The following is a 17,490-nucleotide window of genomic DNA, read 5'->3' as shown; positions in this document are numbered from 1 at the left end:
GGCTTACACCAAGCTCGCCTGCCCTTCCTATTTCGCATAGGCTGCAGCCGCCCGCCGGAATGTGTCTCCCATCTGCTGGCGTAACTCCGGCGGTTCCTGGACTACCAACGAATCACCCAAAGACAAAATCCACCAGTGTAGTTGCCAGGTATTGTTGACGGTCGCCTGTACCTGAAAACCATTAGACAGTTCATTTAGCACCATGTCCGTGCTCAACGGCGTCTCTCGAATCAACCTTGCCTGGTGTTCGCTCACCCAGGCCTTGAGTTGGATCTTCTCCGGTTTTCCAAACTGCAAGGCGTCAGTGGCCAGGTAGGTTTGCAGTTCGAACGTCTCCAGCCCTTGGCACGGAGTTTCGAGTACCGTTACCGCGCGAAAGCGATGCACCGCGAACTGACGGACATCTGTATAGGGTACGGCGGTGGCGATGAGATATGTGATCAACCCACGCTGGACAATGGCCAGGGGGTTGAGAGTCAGTTCACTGAGTTTGTCGGTGTGTGCCGAATAGTACTGACAATGGACTTGCTGCTCGCTGATCAGGGCGTGTTGCAGTGCCTCCAACATTTCTGCCTGAATTTCCGGTGCTCGAAGATTGAAGTCTGGTCGAACGCTCGCCACTTTGTTGGGCCAGCGGGCGGCTGGGTTGCCGTCTTCGAGGCCTTTGAGCTTTTGCCGGGCATGCTCGAAGCGTGGTTCCAGCGCGCTCAACATGCTGCCTGGAAGGAGCGGGCGCACGGCATCTTCGACCAGCGCCAGACTGACGGCTTCAGTCAGGGTGATGCCCTGCAACTCGACGCTCACGCCCGGCTTCCAATACCAACCGAAGGGCGTTCCACCGTCGTTGCACTGCAACGGAAATACCAGCGACAGGTCACGCAGGTCGCGCTCGATGCTGCGGCGGCTGATAGAGTAGCCTGCGGTCGTAAGTCGGGCCAGCAGCTCACTCACTGTGATGCCGGGAGCGCGTTTCGGCAGCTGCCGCAGCAGCTCCCATTGCCGATTCAACGCGCTGTGGGTCTTAGCTGAAGGCAAGAGAATCATCCTTGTAGTTTCGAAGCTGGCCTTTGGCTAGCAAGAGCGCTTAGTCTGCCTAACGGCGAAAAACCTGCAAGCTTTAGTTTGTCCACTGCCCGAAACCGATGGGGCGCTGTTGCCCCGTGGGCTTCAAGCGGCATTCGGCAATCAACGCGGTGGCCAGCTCGTTGGCGTTGGCGAAGGGTTTGAACCGCCCGCGTCTCGCGGCGGCGGCGAAGTCGCCGGGAGTCAGGCAGGTTTCCCCACCCAAGCGCGCTGCAGCAGCGTTTTGCGGGTCCTTGAGCGCCAGTGCCTTGAGGTGGGCGCAAAACAGTGCCTGCACCTGGGCGGCTTTCAGGTAGCCGAAATGCACCTTGAGGTCGAAGCGGCGCAAAGAGGCTTCATCCAGGTCGCTCATCAGGTTGGTCGAGGCAATGAACAGTCCTCGATAGCTTTCCATTTGCGTGAGCATTTCATTGACCGCTGTGACCTCCCAGCTTTGCCGCGCCTTGCGCCGGTCCTGCAGAAAGCTGTCGACCTCATCCAGTAGAAGAACCGCGTCTTCTTGCTGGGCACGATCGAATGCCTGCGCCAAATTCTGCTCGGTCGTACCCACGTAGGGCGATACCAGGTCGGAGACGCGCTTAACCATCAAGGTTTTGCCCAGCTCTTGCGCCAGCCAGTGGCCAAACGCCGTTTTGCCAGTGCCCGGCGGCCCGTAGAAGCACAGGCGTGCCTGGGCGTGGGAGCGCAAGCCGTCGACCAGCCCGTCGAGGGGCTGGTCTGCGTTTATCCAGGCGGGCGAATAGAATGCTGGCAGCAAACGCTCATTGCACTGCAGCTTCTCGAAGCCTTGTGCTTTCAAGGTGCCGTCGACGATGCAGCGGATGGTGTTGTCCAGCACCTTGCTGGCGCGCGGCGCTACGCTGCGCCCCACGCGCACCGCACGCTCCAGTACGGCCGGTGTCACCTGGTCATGCGCGCTGAGGTGTTCCACCAATGCATTGCCCAACTTGCCTGCGCCACATTCACGCAGCATTTGCTGACGCTGTGCCAGGGGCGGATTCGGGATTTCAATGACCAGGTCGAAGCGGCGTATATGGGCAGCGTCGATGGCTTCAATGCTGTTGCTGAGCCAGAAGCACGGCAGGGTGTTTTCTTCCAGCATGCGGTTGATCCAGCCCTTCTGCGAGCGCTTGCCGGTTTCGGCGCTGGCGGCCTGGAATATATCTTCGATTTCATCCAGTACCAGCAAGGCGCGTTGCGCATGCAACACGCTATTGGCCGCGCGCAAGGAACACAGGCGTTGCTTTGCCGATACCGGGTCGCCGAGGCTATCGGTGCAGGCCACCTCATACAGCGCGCAGCCCAGGGTTTTTGCAAGCAGCCGGCTTAGTTGCGTCTTGCCCGTACCGGGTGGGCCGTAAAGCAGAATGTTCACACCTGGGCGCGGCTGGGCGAGGACCTTGCTCAGGTAGCGTTCGGCGATGGTCAACGGCTGCCTGACATGGCTGTAGTGCTCTGCGTTCAAGGTGCCAGGCTGACTCAGACGGAATGCGTAGGCAAACAGCTCCAGCGGTGTACCTCTGCTGAAGCGCAGGAGGCCAGGCAGGTCTTGGTTGCTCACCGACAACATCGAGCTCAGCGCCATTGCCGCACGGTGGCTGGTGCTGATTTCCAGCAGGCCGGTGCGCATCAGTGGGCTGTTGTGGGCTAGGCAGGTTTCCACAGTCGGCAGTGGCAGCCCGAGCAGTACGGACAGCACTTTCATTGCACGTTTGAACCCCAGCATCCCCAACTGGTCCGTGGCATCGCTGAGGGTCGGGTCGCAGTGCATCAGTACGCAGAAGCCGAGCACTTGAAGCTCCGCTTCGGACAGGCCCAACAGCACCCTCAGCGCCTCAAGATTGGCCGCCAGGTTGTCTGGGTAGTCTACCTGCGGATGAGTGGCCTGGAAGGTACGAGCGCTCTTGCGTAGAGCTGCCAAGGCAGGGGCGGGTTTGTATTGGTCATCGTCCAACCATTTCTCCAGGGCCAGCTCATAGGCCAGGTCATCATCATTGAACCCGTGTCGGCCAATGAAGGTGCGATGCCCCCCCAGATCCAGCAGCAGCTGGAAACTCCATTTCAGAGAGAGTGCGCAAGTGTCGACAGTGCGACGGCCGTCGAAGACAAAGGGGGGGAATCGAGTACCCATGGTGGACGTCCTGATGCTTCGGAGGTGCCAGGATGGGGGGGTAGGTGGTCAAAATGTGTCGTGTCGGTGCTTGGCCAGGCGCGACACAAGCTGTCGTGCCTGACGCTTAGTGTGGCATCTACAACATTGATCGAAGAGGAATGAACAATGCTGAAGAACCTGTTGGCGACGGTTGGCTTGGTGGTGATAGCCAAAAAGGGTTTTGAGCTGTACCAGCATTACAAGGAAATGGAGCGAGAGTACGAAGCGTGGCGCAAGGCAAATGCTGACGAGCGTTAATGCTTTGGCGACTCAGGGCTGCACAACCGGATAGCAGGCATCATCCCAGAGCGTGTCAGGCCTCTCCAGTATCAAGTGTATGATCAATGGCGCCAACTTGCCGAGTAACTTTCCACAGTCGCGCAGTTGTGGTCGGTTGATACTACTAAGCGTTATCGAGAGGGCGCTCATGGCTTCGGATGCAACCGAGGGTAGAGGTAACCCGGCGGCGACAAAAACAGAGTGCAACACCTGACCAATCAGGTACGGTGTGCCCATGTCTTGGCCATGAGTTGAGGGACGTTTGGAGGCAAGAATGGATTGGGAAGACCTGTTGCACAGCCTGTGGGATTTGCTGGCGGAACGCGGCAGCACAGAGTTGGAAAAGCGAGTTCGGGATCTTTTGACGGAGCGAGCAACCGACGACTGGTTGCGCTCGTGTGGCCAGATCCTACGTGATGGGCAACTAGACCAGGCCAAGAGTGTGGTCAGCGACTTCCTGCGGGATCATCCGGATCTGCCAGGCATCATGAAGAAGCTTGAGCTGATTCTCCTGTTAGAGCGTCATAAGGCTGCTCGTTCGCCTACTCGCAAAGTCCGCAACCGTGAACCACTGCTGCAATCAGTCAACGTCCTGGTGAGCTCGGGAAAACTGGTTGCTGTAGAGGAGCTGCTGGAGGAGGCACTTGCGGAGGACGAAGATCCCGAGCTTCTAGATCTCTTAGGGCGAGTCTACATGTTGCAGCGTCGTCCGCAGCAGGCGGCGGCTGTGATGCAGCGTGCTTTGCTGGCGAGAAGGCAGAAGATCGCTTTCATTGAGCAGCCCCAAGCAGTTGTTCACGCCTTCGAGATGGATGACGAGGCAGTTACAGCGGCAGATCTGGAATACATTACCTCTGATGCCAGCGTTTTTTCCGGACTAGACGCCTCCTCAATCTGGCAGGATGAAGTGGCTGAACCGGTCAAGTCGCAGCCCGAAGAGTCTTATTTGGCAGGCCTCGCTCATGGTCTGGAGGCGAGCGACGGCAACGAAACGGTCATTTCGCCAGTTTTTGTGCCTGTAGCGGCTGAGGATACGTGTGCCACTTCTACCGAGCAGTGTAAAACCCTGTCATTGTCTCGGGCACGCAAGTCGGTTGACGTGGCGTCAACGCCGCAGGGGACCAAGATCTTGGTGCGCCATGCATCTCACTCGAAAGTAGAGCACTCACACTCAACACGGGTACCCGTAACGGCGGTCGACGACCTCTGCGATGCAGCTTTTGGACAGCCTCTGACACCTGAGAAAGCACCGCTTGATAAGCCGAGACCTGCTGGTTCAGAGAGTTACTACAGCGACAGCGATATTCAAGAGTTGGTTGGTGGCATAGAACTGGGCGCTCGAAATGAATCCGAGCCCCTCTTCGGGGGGGCTCAAGTTGATCAGCAGGATAGCTATGAGCCTGAGAGTGACTTCTTCGATAATGATGAGATCCTGGTCGAGCAGGATGAGCTCAATTTTGATGTGATTGATGAGTTTGTCATTGATGATCGAGATATCGATGACGAATATGCTGCATATGCCTTCGACCCGGATGACATTTATGACAGCTTAGAAAGCTCATGTTCTGATGCAGAGTTGGCTGATGGGAGGGTTAGCCGTGAAGATCGAGCTCTGCAGAAAGCCATAGAGCTGATCAGCAGAGCAGGCTGGTCATTGGCGATGCTGCCTTTGGTTCAGCAGATTTTTGTGATGAGCGGCTGGGGTGCCACGCGGCTGGCGCTGGAGCGCGAAATTGACAAAGGGATGACCCCTGAGGAGCTGATCTTGGCTGCTCATGTGAAAGTGCTCTGGACTGAGAACGACTACTATTGGATTGCATATGACAGGAGCGGCTCAAGCAACCTGTCGCAGTATGTGATGTCATGGCCGACAGCCTTGCTGCTGGTTAGGTCCTTTGAATCGTTGCCGCAAATAGAAGAGCTCGAGCAGTTCATCGAATCGTTGTTCGAGGATTGGTACGGCAGGCCTAGCCTTCGCCGAGCATTTCGTTCGTTCAACCGTTTTCTCTGGTTTCGGGTTTCCAACCTACAGGGCTGTTTACCCGCCAATCAGCCGTTTAATTTCTGCAGCCCTCATGAGCTACCTGTCGAGGAGTACAGCGACCTTGGCATGGGAGATCCATTGGGTATTGAGCGTACAGCCAAACTACGTGCTTTTGGTGTGTTTCAAACCAAACACCCTCAGGAGCCAGGCAGCTATTTGAGTGACAAACCCCTGCCTGTAGAGGCGTATTCAATGGCCTCGCAAACGAACAAGGAAATCTTGAACGATGCCTGATCAAAGCCTAACTCACGTTGCTGGGTGCTGGGTTAGCCAACCCCTGCCCAGCGGCGAAAAGCACCGTCGCGGCATGGTAAAGATGGCTATCCACGGAGATAGCGGCACCCAGTTACAGGTGAACTGGTTCATGCCAGAGCGGTCCCAAGGCATGGTTGACGCCAGTCTGGTTAGCTCTGGCTTCCAGAACGGTATGGATGTACAGGATGCGACACCTGGCACAGGTATGCGCTCGTTGGGCATTGGCAGCATAATGCAGCAACGCACCCTGGCGGGCTTCCAGCAAGTACTGGTCGACTTTCCGGAAAGTGGCGAGCGACACTGGTTGCCCTACCAGCATCTGCGCCAGGTCAAGGGTCCCAAGCATCGCTTTGTTACGGCAGATACGGGCAAGGAGCGAGATGCCGAGCGCATGCGTTTACGAATGCTTGCACATGCCATCGAGACCTGGAACGAGAACACTGGAGCGCTTTCGCACCTGGATATAGACCCGCTCCCACACCAAATCCACCTGGTTCACCACATCCTGGCTTCGGGCAACTTCAACTGGCTGATTGCCGATGATGTGGGACTCGGTAAAACCATCGAAACCGGCATGTTGCTGCACGCCTTGACTCAACGCGGGCTGATTCAGCGAGTTTTGCTGATAACCCCGGCCGGGCTGACCAAGCAGTGGCAGGAAGAGCTCCATTACAAATTCAAGCTGGATGACTTTGAGATCTATGGAGAGGATTTCTTCATCAATGAGCCTCGCCACTGGAAGATGCATGACCGAGTAATCGGCTCCATGGACCGCTTGAAACAGGAGGGGCACTTGGCCAGCCTGCTGCAAGCTGAACCCTGGGATCTGGTCATCTTTGATGAGGGGCATCGTCTCAGTCGCCGCCAGTACGGGCAGAAGCTGGATAGCTCAGAGCGCTACACGTTGGCGGCCAACCTGCGTAGTAAGGCCAAGCACATGCTGCTGCTTAGTGCTACGCCTCACCAAGGCATGCAGGACAAGTTCATCGCCTTGCTCGAGCTTTTGCGTCCAGAGCGTCGCCGAGAGCTGATGCTACTCAATCTGAAGCCGGAAATCCTTCATGACATGGTCTACCGCAACCACAAGGCGGATGTGACCGATGCTAATGGCAACTTCATCTTCCAGGGTAAGCTCACGCGCGCCATGAAAGTGCTTGCCAGCGAGGAGTCGAAGGCCTTTGACAAGACCCTGCAGGCCTACCTGCGCCAGGGGTACGCGGCTGGTGTGGAGATGGGCCGCACGGGTAATGCCATCGGCTTCGTGATGACGGTCTATCGCAAGCTGGCTGCATCCAGCTCTGCGGCGATCCTCAACGCGCTGCGCAACCGCCTAATGCGTCTGGAAAAGAAGCTCAACGGCGAGCAGGGAGCGGATGAGCCTGTCGATGAGCGTTACTTCGGCGAATGGGAAGAGCAGCTTGCGACAGATGCCAAGGAGTTTTTCGCCGGGGAAATCGTGCTGCTGAGCGAGCTGATCGAGGAGGCTGAGCAGCTCAAGCGAAACGATCGCAAACTTCAGCTCTTCATCGATGAGGTCATCCGTAAGATTCTTGCGGCCAATTCTGGAGAGAAAGTGTTGATCTTCACCGAGTACCGCACGACGCAAAACTACCTTTGCGAGACCTTGCGGTGTCATTTCGGTGCAAACAAAGTCGAACTGATCAATGGTTCGATGGGGCATGCCGAGCGCCGCGATGCCATTGCCCGCTTCGAGGATCAAGGTCAGTTCCTGATCTCTACCGAGGCCGGTGGCGAAGGTATCAACCTGCAGCGCCAGTGCCACATCATGGTCAACTACGATCTGCCCTGGAACCCCATGCGCCTAGTACAGCGGATTGGGCGCCTCTATCGATACGGCCAGAAGAAAAAGGTCGTGGTGTTTAACATCCACCAGCCCGACACCATGGATCAGCAAATTATCGACCTGCTGTACGACCGCATCGACTCCGTGGTTCACGATATGGCGGCGGTACAGAAAGATGAATTCAACGACGGACTGAAAGACGAGATCCTCGGTGAACTGGCCGAGCTCATCGATGTCGAGGACATTCTGCAAGCTGCCACCCTACAGGGCATCGAGCGTACCCGCGAACGGATCGACGAAGCCCTGCGTCAAGCGCAAACGGCAACCGCCAAGCAGCGTGAGCTGTTCGAGTACGCGGCCAGCGGAGATGCAAATGAGCTGCGTGATGAGCTGGAAATTACCCAAGAGCACCTGCTCAGCTTCGTGCTGGGAATGTGCGATCAGCTAGGTATCGAAGTGGCCGAGCGCACCCACAGGAGCAAACTGTTGCGTATCCGCTTGCCGGAGGTAGTGATGCGCGAGCTAGGTATGTCGCCCAAGGCATCGCCGCGTATGGATTGCACCTTGGATCGCGAGGTGGCGGCCTATCGGTCGGATACCCATATGCTTGATCTCAATTCGCAGTTCATGCAGTACCTGCTCAGCAAGGCTCGTGATTACGACTTTGGTGGCCTGGCCGCGGTGGTGCAGGGGAATGAGCTAGGCGAAGGAGCGCTGGTCGGAGCCATGCTGCGCTGGCAGGGATTGCAGGGCAAGCGTATGCGTCAGGAGTTCGTGATTATTCAGATCAGCGAGCAGCGGGCTCAACTGAATATCCCAGCTACTGGCCAGTGGCTGCTACAACCGGCACAATCTGCCGACTTGAAACCAACACCTGAGCAGTGCAAGGCGCTGTTTGCATGTGCGGAGAGCGTCGTCAATCACCGGCTCGCCAGCGTCAGCAACCGCTACTTGAACCCAGAAAATCTGCAGTGGGCCAGCGCGGGCTGGATGATTTAAGGAAGAACTATGAACAAGCAGGGTGATTTCTACCCGTCTTTTGTCAAAGACGATGCACGTTACTCCAGCGAAGATTGTAAATGCATCGAGTCAGTCGTCGAGCGCTTGATGAAAAGCAAGACCAGTGAAGACCACCCTGGCATGCTGCTGGGCAAGATCCAGTCGGGTAAGACGAAAACCTTCCTGGCGGTCATGGCGCTGGCCTTCGATAATGAATTCGATGTGGCGGTGGTGTTGACCAAGGGTACCAAGGCTCTGGCCAAGCAGACTTACGAGCGCATCAAGAGCGAGTTCCGTGCACATGACGAAAACGACCTGCTCAAGGTCTTCGACATCATGACCATGCCTGGCCATCTGACTGGTTTCGAGCTGAACCAGAAGCTGGTGCTTGTGGTGAAGAAGCAGACCGACAACCTCAATCGCCTCATCGATCTATTCAAAAGCAAATATCCGCAGCTCAAAGGCAAGCGCGTGCTGATCATCGACGACGAGGCAGATTACGCCAGTGTCGGCTTCAAGCGCGACAGGGGTGAACTAGACATCAACGTTACCGCCCGCCAGCTCGAGCACTTGCGCTTCATCGTCGAGCGTGCCGCCTTCCTGCAGGTCACAGCTACCCCGTACTCGCTATACCTGCAGCCTGCCGATGTGCAGATCAAGGGCAACAGTTTTAAGCCGATTCGCCCGGCCTTCACCGAATTGGTCCCCGTCAATGCCGCCTATGTGGGTAGCGACTACTACTTTGAAGACAGCCAGGAAGACGGTCACCTGGCCAGGTTCCTCTATCAGCCAGTGCATCAGGACGAATTGCAGATCCTGCGCAAGAAGGACGGTCGCCGCCTGAAGTTGGAGGAGGTTCTGACTAGTAAGGCGATCCCGACCCTGCGCGATGCCATCTGCAACTTCATCGTCGGCGGCTGTATCCGGCGCTTGCAGGACAAGAAGGCTGGGAAGGCCGCGAAGAAGTTCAGCTTCCTGGTGCATACAGAGGCCAATACCACCGCGCATGCTTGGCAGGAGGAGTTGGTCGAGAAGATCAAGGAAAAGCTCAGCGCAGCAGTAATCCAGGAGCCACAGCTGTTGAGTAGCCTCATTCAGCGCGCCTACCAGGAGCTACAGCCCTCGGTCGAGCTACAGGGGGACTATCTCCCTCTGCTAGATGAGGTCGCTCAGGAGGTGCAGACAGCGCTCAAGCAAGACTGGCTGATGAGCACCAAGGTCAACTCTGAGAAGCAGGTTGAGGAGCTACTAGATGATGAGGGTCAACTGAAACTGCGCACACCGTTGAACATCTTCATCGGCGGCCAGATTCTTGACCGTGGGGTCACCATCGCCAACCTGATCGGCTTCTACTACGGTCGCCAGCCCAACGTGTTCCAGCAGGATACCGTGCTGCAGCACTCGCGCATGTTCGGCTTCCGTCCACGTCAGGATCTGGCTGTGACTCGTTTCTACACCGAGCCGACCATCTACGCCGCCATGCAGCGTATGCATGAGAGCGATGTGGCCCTGCGCGAGTCTCTGGCCAAAAACCCCGAGCAGCCAGTGGTTTTCATCCAGAAAGCCCCCGGGAATGCTGTGCAGCCCTGTAGTCCAAACAAGATCGCCTTGTCGCAAACCACCACACTCAAGCCATTCAAGCGAATCCTCCCCGTCGGCTTCCAGGTGTTGCCCAAGACCTACCTGCGACCGGTCACTGAGAAGCTCGACCAGCAGCTCGACCAGCTCGCCGGTAACGGCAGCTTTGATGAGCCGTTCCTGATACCTGTAGCGGTGGCGATTGAGCTACTGATTACCCTGGAGCCCACCTTCAAAATGGAGGAGGGCGAGGGCTATACCTTCGACTGGGAGGCGGCACGCTCTGCGCTCCAGTACCTGGCCAGCCTACCGAATGATGCCAGCGAGCAAAACAAAGTATGGTGCCTGGTGCGTACCGATCGGGAAATCCAGCGTACCGTTAGCGCGGGCTCGCATGCCCTCTATGCCGACGCACCGGACAGCACCAAGATTGAGGGCCAGATTCGCAAGAAGTACGCCATCGACAATCCCATGCTGATTCTTATTCGGCAGAACGGCAGGGAGGAAAAGGGTTGGACGGGCGCACCCTTCTATTGGCCGGTGATCTCTGCTCAGCAGAATACTCCGACGGCCATCTTCGCCCACGAAACCCTGAACAACGATTGAAAAACACGGAAAGCTCAATGACTCAGTACGACTCTCAACTGCGCGACTTGATCCTGGCTCATGTGCCTGCGGATGGCGAAAGAATCGGCAATATCAAGCTTCAGAAAGATCTGACCAACGTGGCCGATTTCGATTTTGACGAACTGGACTACAAGCGTGTGCGCGATGCCCTGGTCGCTGAGGGGCTGCTGGGAAAGGGGCAGGGGAAGGGGGGGGCCGTGTATCGCACCGCGATAGCAGTGCCGCACTTGTCCTTGGCTACCAGTGGCTTGGCTCAGCAAAAGGCTGGGAGTGAGCCGGAACAGTCAACTGATGAGCCCGAAGGTGACGACACCCTCGACGGCAGTGTCGGTGCCGAGCCCTACGGCACCTATCAGTACGACACCAAGGCCACCAGCCGTCCCGATGTGGGGGTGCAAGAGCAGTTCAACGGCCGCAAGCCGCCCAAGCAGTACCGCTACGACTCCAGCCTGGCACCCGAGCTGTGCTGGGATGAGAACGCCGAGCGTGATTTTGCCGAGTGGCTGCTCAATCTGGTGGCCGAAGCGGCGACTCAGGGCGAGGCCGTGGTATTTGCCCAGGAACAGGTCTGGAAAGGCAACGGCGAGCGTTTCACCAGCCTCAGCCAGTGCGTGGCGCGACTGAAAAGTCTGACACAGCCCTTCCTCACCTGGGCCGGCAAAGCGGAGCGTCAGCAGATCAGCGTGCCGACCGTGCCGCTGTTCGTGCATGAGCGGCACTCGACGCAGAACATCCTGAAAACCCTGGAGTCCCACCGCGCGGTCGGTACCATGCTGGATCTGTTCGGTGATAGCGCCGACAAGGACATCGCCGACCAGCTGGATGCCTATACCCACAAGGAGCAATGGGCTAACCGCCTGATCCTGGGGGACTCCCTGCAAGTGATGAACTCCCTGCTCGAATACGAGGGCATGGGCGGGCAGGTGCAGATGGTGTACTTCGACCCACCGTATGGGATTAAGTTTGGCTCAAATTTTCAGCCATTCGTTAAAAGCAACCGTGTTTCTCATGGCAAAGATGATGACATGATTCGTGAGCCTGAGATGGTTAAAGCTTATCGAGACACTTGGGAGCTCGGAATACACTCCTACCTTTCATACTTCAGAGACAGAATATTTCTTGCTCGTGAGCTGCTGAAAGACTCAGGAAGTATATTTGTTCAAATATCGTCACAAAACGTGCATCGCTTACGATCTATTCTTGATGAGGTTTTTGGCGAGAATAATTTTATTTCAGAAATTATTTTTAGAACCACCACGGGAAAAGGCAGCTCTGGGTTAGACTCCACATATGACATCATATTGTGGTATGCAAAAAACTCTCAAGTGATGAAATTTAATCGTGCCTACAAGGCCCGAATAGCATCTGAGGACTCAAACCTAAGATTCGTTGAAGTTGAAGGTGTTCGCCGAAAGATAAAGCCTGAAGAGCTTGAGAAAATTGACAATCTTCCTTCGGGATATAGGCTGTACCGGCCTAATCCATTGACCTCGCAGACTCCAAGTGAAAGCACAACCTTTGAGTATGAATTTGAGGGGAGAAAATTTAAGCCGGGGAAAGGTGGTTGGAAAACTAATAAAGCAGGAATGGATAGCTTAAAAAGCGCAAGCAGGTTAATTGCTGTGGGCAATACGCTTTCATTTGTTAGGTATCTGGATGACTTCCCTTATCAGTCGCACAGCAACATTTGGGATGATACGCGTCGAAGTGGTTTTGGTGACCCTAAAATATACGCAGTTCAAACGGCAACCAAAGTGATTGAACGGTGTATACAAATGACAACAGAGCCTGGGGATTTAGTTCTAGACCCAACATGTGGTTCAGGAACCTCCGCGTTTTGCTCGGAAAAGCTAGGTCGCCGCTGGATCACTTGCGATACTTCTCGCGTGCCCCTAGCCCTGGCTCGTCAGCGCCTGCTTACAGCTACATTCCCTTGGTACGAGCTGAAGGAACCTAGCCGTGGCCCAGCTGGGGGCTTAGTCTACAAACGCAAGCAGAACCGCAAGGGCGAGGAAGTGGGTGGCCTGGTGCCGCGTATCACTCTGAAGTCCATTGCCAACAACGAAGAGCCGGAAACTATTACTCTGGTCGACCGTCCGGAAGAAAATAAAGATGTTACCCGCGTTTGTGGTCCCTTCACTGTCGAGGCCACCATTCAAGCTGCCCATTCGCTGGAGATCCAGGGCGAAACCCAGCAGGCTGAGCAGGAGGCCGGCTACAACGCGCGCAGCTATCTGGACCGAATGATCGATATCCTGCGGCGCAGCCGCAATCTGCGCCTGCCGGGCAACCGCAGCCTGAAACTGGACCAGGTGCGTGTGCTGGACAATGACTACCTGCATGCCGAAGCGGTGGACGAGCAGGAGCAGCGCATCGCTATTGTGTTTGGCCCGGAAGATGGGGCGATCAGCTCCGACCAGGTGTTCGAGGCAGCCAGCGAGGCCTACTTCCTCAAGTACAGCCAGCTCTATCTGTTCGGTTTCGCCATCCAGGCCAAGGCCCGCGAGCTGGTGGACGACCGCAAGCGCCTGCGCCTGCCCTGTACCTATATCAGCGTGACGCCGGATGTGGCCATGGATGACCTGCTCAAGACCAGCCACACCGACCAGCTGTTCTCCATCACAGGCCTACCGGATGCCCGCATCCTCTCAGCCGGGCTGCGTGACGATGGCAAGCTGCTGTATCAGGTCGAGCTGCTGGGGCTGGACACCTTCCGCCCGGATACCCTGGAAACTGAGTCGGTCGAGCCGGAGAACCTGCCGTGCTGGATGCTGGACACCAGCTACAACGGCATGGCCTTCTGCGCCGATCAGGTGTTCTTCCCGCGCACCAGCGCCTGGGACAACCTGCAGAAGTCGCTCAAGGGGCAGTTCAACAAGAGCGTCTGGGAGCATCTGGCCGGTACCACCAGCGAGCCCTTTGTCGCCGTTGCTGAGGGGCAGGTCGCCATCAAGGTGATCGACGAGCGTGGCAATGAGCTTATGCGCGTGTTCAGCGTAGCGGAGGCCGAGCAATGAGCGAGCGCACTGCCGTTCCGGTCAGCGAAGTCCCGGAACCCATCATCAACTCGCCCTATGCCGAGCCGGCTCACCACTGGCAAGTCGAGGTCGGCAAAAGCCCGATGAAGGCGGCAGAGCGTCGCCCGGCTTACTACTTCTACCGTGTACCGGAAGGTGCTGGCACTGGTCGCAAGAGCAAGAAGCAGGGCGAGCTGCTGGGTACCACGGATATCGGTGAACAGGAGGAGCTGGGGCAGGTCAATCTGATCCGTCAGAAGCTGCGCGACTGGCGTGAAGGTAAGCTGACCGGTACGCCGTATGACGGTGCTTCGCGGGTCACCAAAGAGCTGATCGAGCTGTGGCGCTCCGAAGATCGTGGCCAGCGGCTGTTCTTCGCTCAGATTGAGGCGGCGGAAACGGTGATTTTCCTTGCCGAGGCGGCCGAGGTTTACAAGAAGGGCCTGCTGCCTATTGTTAAGGATGAGCCGGGGCCTGAAGGCAAGGCCAAGGGCCTGCGCGCCTTCACTCGGCATGCCTGCAAGATGGCGACGGGCTCGGGCAAGACTACCGTCATGGGCATGCTGGCGGCCTGGTCGATCCTCAACCGGGTGGCGGCACCGACGGATGATCGCTTCTCCGATACGGTATTGATCGTCTGCCCAAACGTGACCATTCGTGAACGCCTGAAAGAGCTGGACCCGCTGCTCGGTGATCTGTCGCTGTACCGCACCCGCCAACTGGTGCCGGTGCAGCGTATGGAGGAGTTGCGGCGTGGCGAGGTGATGATCGCCAACTGGCACAAGCTGGCCAAGCTGGAGAGCAATACCGTCAACGGCGATTCGGCCAAGGTGGTGAAGACTGGCGAGGCGGTGGAAGTCGTCAAGCAATCCGGTAAAGACAAGGGCAAAGTCGAGGTCAAATACTTCGAGTCTGATGCCGCCTGGTTCAAGCGCATTCGCCAGGAACTGGGCACTGGCCGTGGCCGTAGTCCGCACTGGCTAGTGTTCAACGACGAAGCGCACCATGCCTATCGTCGTGGCGACAGCAACAGCGATGATGAAGAAACCACTCTGGAAGACGACAAGGACACCGCGAAGAAGAACGCCAAGGAAGCGACCATCTGGATCGAGGGGCTGGACCGGATCAACAAGCTGGCCAACGGCCGCAAGAACGGTATCAACCTGTGCGTCGACCTGTCCGCCACACCGTTTTATATCCAGGGCTCGGGCAACGAGGTGGGCAAGCCCTTCCCGTGGGTCGTTTCTGACTTCGGCCTGTTGGATGCCATCGAATCCGGACTGGTGAAAATCCCCGAACTGCCCACCGCGGATGTCGGCGGCACTGAGGAAGCCGCCTACTTCAATGTCTGGCGCTGGGTGGAGGCTAAGGCCGAGGAAGACGGCCATGGCAGCAAGCTCACTCCCCAGCTGGTCATGAACTACGCCAGCACGCCAATCACCTTGCTGGCTGCAGACTGGTACAAGAAGTTCCAGGAGTGGGAGAAAGACCATAAGGACAATCAGCGTTATCCGATTCCCCCGGTGTTTATCGTGGTGTGCCGCGATACTAAGGTGGCCAAGGAAGTACATAGCTGGCTGGCCGGCAACGAGGGTGGGTATGGTGAGGCGCCCGAGTGGTTCCGCAATGCCCCCGGCCGAGAGGTGACGGTGCGGGTGGACTCGAAGATTGCCGAGGAAATCGAGTCCGGCAGTGGTAACGACGAAGTGCGGCGTATGCGATTTATCCTCGACACCATCGGCAAAGGTAAATGGCCTGGCGACAAGGTGCCTGATGAGTGGTCGGAACTGGTGCGCAAGCACAACGATAAGCTTAACAGCGACGACGATGAGGACGAGAGTGAGGATAAGAGCGGGCTGCAGTGGATCGATGAGCGCATTCCGCCAGGCCGGGATATCCGCTGCATCGTGTCGGTAGCGATGCTAGCTGAAGGCTGGGATGCCAACACCGTGACCCACATCGTCGGTCTACGCCCCTTCGGTTCGCAGCTGCTGTGCGAACAGGTAGTCGGCCGGGCACTGCGCCGTGCCAGCTATGTAGTGGATGAAGATACTGGCCTGTTTACCGAAGAAACCGCCAAGGTTTTCGGTGTGCCTTTCGAGCTGGTGCCTTTCAAGACTCGCGAGGTAGGCCCGCCTAAGGAGAAGCGCGAGCAGCACCACATCTTCTCCATGCCTGAGCGTGAGCAGTACCGCATCGACTTCCCCATCGTGACGGGCTACCAGGAGGTCAGCCAGCTCGATGTGGTGATCGACTGGTCGCAAGTGGCACAAGTTACCATCGATCCGATGACGCTACCGACGACTGTACAGGTAGGGCAGATGACCGCGCCCGATGGTTCGTTGACAGCTTTTGGTGTAGGCAAGAAGAGCGAGGTTTCCTTGGTTGAATGGCGCAAGCTGTTTCGCAATCAGCAAGTGGCATTCGTGCTGGCCAAGGATATTTGCAGGCAGTGGCGCAGCGAACGCGGCGATAGCGTGCTGATGGCACAGCTATTTCCCAAGGTCGTTGCGGCATGCCTGCGCTTCCTGCGCGAGAAGTTGGTGCGCAAGGGGGACTCCCTGTCGTGTGATGTGCTGCTTGGTAGCTATAACCAAGCAGCCATAGGTAGCCTTTACAACGCGCTGCAGAGTGGCACTGAAGAGCGGTACGGTTTCCTGCCGTTGATCCCCCAGGGGGTGGCGGGTACCGGGAGCACGTTGTACGTGGACTTCCATACCACCAAGCCCGTGCGTGCTGTGACCAAGTGCCATCTGAACTTGATGGTTGCCGATACGGCAAAATGGGAGCAAAGCGTAGGGTTCTTGCTGGATATCCATCCCGGCGTAACCAAGTGGGTCAAGAACGATCGACTGGGCTTTACCGTCGGCTATCGCAAGCAAAACATCAAGCACAGCTACATCCCTGACTTCATCGCCGAGTTGGACATCGGCATGAAGCTGATCATCGAGGTGAAGGGGCAGTACAACGACGATGCGGATCTTAAAGCCAAGGCTGCCCAGCGTTGGGTGGACGCAGTGAACCGCGGGGGCGAGTTCGGGCTTTGGCACTACTTGGTTGTGCAGGATCCTACGAAGCTCGGAGCAGAGATCGATCAGCTGAGTTTGGAGAAGCTACAGGGTTAGCTCGCGAAGTGGGGGGCGCTCGTTGGAGCGTCCCTGTTATGTCGGATTACAACCAATGCTCCGGTACTTCGATCTCGTAGTTCTTCGCCACGGTCTTGAGAGTGGCGAGAATCTCGGCATGGCGTGCCTGGTCAGTCGCTTGCCAAGTAGATCTGCGCTCCAGAAGACCTTTGAGTTCGCCCAGGTTGTACATGCGCAGGCGATGGAAATTGCCCCAGCTGGGGATGCCGAACAAGTTGTAGATGACCACGGTGGCGTCGCGTTCGCTGGCCAGGCGCTTGTTCCCGCTGAGCTTTTCGGCAGCGGCTTCGGCTTCGTCCCGGTCGTCATAGGTGTTGAGCAGTTTCATCAGTGTTTGGCTGTAGTTCAATTGGGCAGTGGATTCTGCCTGAGTGGGGAAAAAAGAGCATTCAAGGATCTGTTTAAGGGAGGGGGAAGGTGAGTGAAGTTGTACATCCTATCCCCACTCTGACGTATTTCAGAACCTGCCGGGCCGCGTTCGCCAGCCGCCTCCTGCCGGGCGCCAC

General features: G+C 57.1%; 9 protein-coding genes. 6 read left to right on the top strand and 3 right to left on the bottom strand.

Translation table 11 applies throughout. The features are described 5' to 3' along the window. Positions 1 to 27: 27 nt before the first annotated feature. Entirely contained in the window at positions 28 to 1,035 is a 1,008-nt protein-coding gene (locus REH59_RS25240) for a helix-turn-helix transcriptional regulator (RefSeq protein ID WP_060537832.1), read from the bottom strand. An 82-nt stretch (positions 1,036 to 1,117) separates the two neighbouring features. Beyond that, positions 1,118 to 3,214, bottom strand: a complete 2,097-nt coding sequence (locus tag REH59_RS25235) for an AAA family ATPase (protein ID WP_060546522.1) — start codon at positions 3,212 to 3,214, stop codon at positions 1,118 to 1,120. 147 nt (positions 3,215 to 3,361) lie between these two features. Between REH59_RS25235 and REH59_RS25230 the strand changes: the two genes are divergently transcribed. From REH59_RS25230 to REH59_RS25205, 6 genes are all read left to right on the top strand, one after another. Further along, positions 3,362 to 3,493, top strand: coding sequence for a hypothetical protein (locus REH59_RS25230; RefSeq protein ID WP_256250384.1), 132 nt, complete (start codon positions 3,362 to 3,364; stop codon positions 3,491 to 3,493). A 295-nt stretch (positions 3,494 to 3,788) separates the two neighbouring features. After that, complete coding sequence (locus REH59_RS25225; RefSeq protein WP_227493130.1) at positions 3,789 to 5,792, top strand: hypothetical protein; 2,004 nt, start codon at positions 3,789 to 3,791, stop codon at positions 5,790 to 5,792. Between the two features lie 412 nt (positions 5,793 to 6,204). Further along, entirely contained in the window at positions 6,205 to 8,616 is a 2,412-nt protein-coding gene (locus REH59_RS25220; protein ID WP_060545879.1) for a DEAD/DEAH box helicase, read from the top strand. Between the two features lie 9 nt (positions 8,617 to 8,625). Next, positions 8,626 to 10,800, top strand: coding sequence for a Z1 domain-containing protein (locus REH59_RS25215; protein WP_060545877.1), 2,175 nt, complete (start codon positions 8,626 to 8,628; stop codon positions 10,798 to 10,800). 17 nt (positions 10,801 to 10,817) lie between these two features. Continuing rightward, entirely contained in the window at positions 10,818 to 13,838 is a 3,021-nt protein-coding gene (locus REH59_RS25210) for a site-specific DNA-methyltransferase (RefSeq protein WP_082431497.1), read from the top strand. Beyond that, entirely contained in the window at positions 13,835 to 16,963 is a 3,129-nt protein-coding gene (locus tag REH59_RS25205; RefSeq protein ID WP_060545871.1) for a BPTD_3080 family restriction endonuclease, read from the top strand. Before REH59_RS25210 ends, REH59_RS25205 begins: the two co-directional genes overlap by 4 nt. 46 nt (positions 16,964 to 17,009) lie before the next feature. Here the strand turns inward: REH59_RS25205 and REH59_RS25200 are convergent, their stop codons facing one another. Then, entirely contained in the window at positions 17,010 to 17,312 is a 303-nt protein-coding gene (locus REH59_RS25200; protein WP_060545884.1) for a hypothetical protein, read from the bottom strand. Between the last annotated feature and the right edge of the window lie 178 nt (positions 17,313 to 17,490).

Origin of the sequence: Pseudomonas sp. BO3-4, assembly GCF_034044115.1 — a bacterium.
In the GTDB taxonomy this organism is placed as follows: Bacteria; Pseudomonadota; Gammaproteobacteria; order Pseudomonadales; family Pseudomonadaceae; genus Aquipseudomonas; species Aquipseudomonas alloputida.
This window is presented reverse-complemented; position numbering and strand designations above follow the sequence as displayed.

Coding starts and splice junctions, on each gene's coding strand:
- REH59_RS25235 (WP_060546522.1), bottom strand. CDS start 3,214: ATGGGTACTCGATTCCCCCCCTTTGTCTTCGACGGCCGTCGCACTGTC.
- REH59_RS25230 (WP_256250384.1), top strand. CDS start 3,362: ATGCTGAAGAACCTGTTGGCGACGGTTGGCTTGGTGGTGATAGCCAAA.
- REH59_RS25225 (WP_227493130.1), top strand. CDS start 3,789: ATGGATTGGGAAGACCTGTTGCACAGCCTGTGGGATTTGCTGGCGGAA.
- REH59_RS25220 (WP_060545879.1), top strand. CDS start 6,205: ATGCGTTTACGAATGCTTGCACATGCCATCGAGACCTGGAACGAGAAC.
- REH59_RS25215 (WP_060545877.1), top strand. CDS start 8,626: ATGAACAAGCAGGGTGATTTCTACCCGTCTTTTGTCAAAGACGATGCA.
- REH59_RS25210 (WP_082431497.1), top strand. CDS start 10,818: ATGACTCAGTACGACTCTCAACTGCGCGACTTGATCCTGGCTCATGTG.
- REH59_RS25205 (WP_060545871.1), top strand. CDS start 13,835: ATGAGCGAGCGCACTGCCGTTCCGGTCAGCGAAGTCCCGGAACCCATC.
- REH59_RS25200 (WP_060545884.1), bottom strand. CDS start 17,312: ATGAAACTGCTCAACACCTATGACGACCGGGACGAAGCCGAAGCCGCT.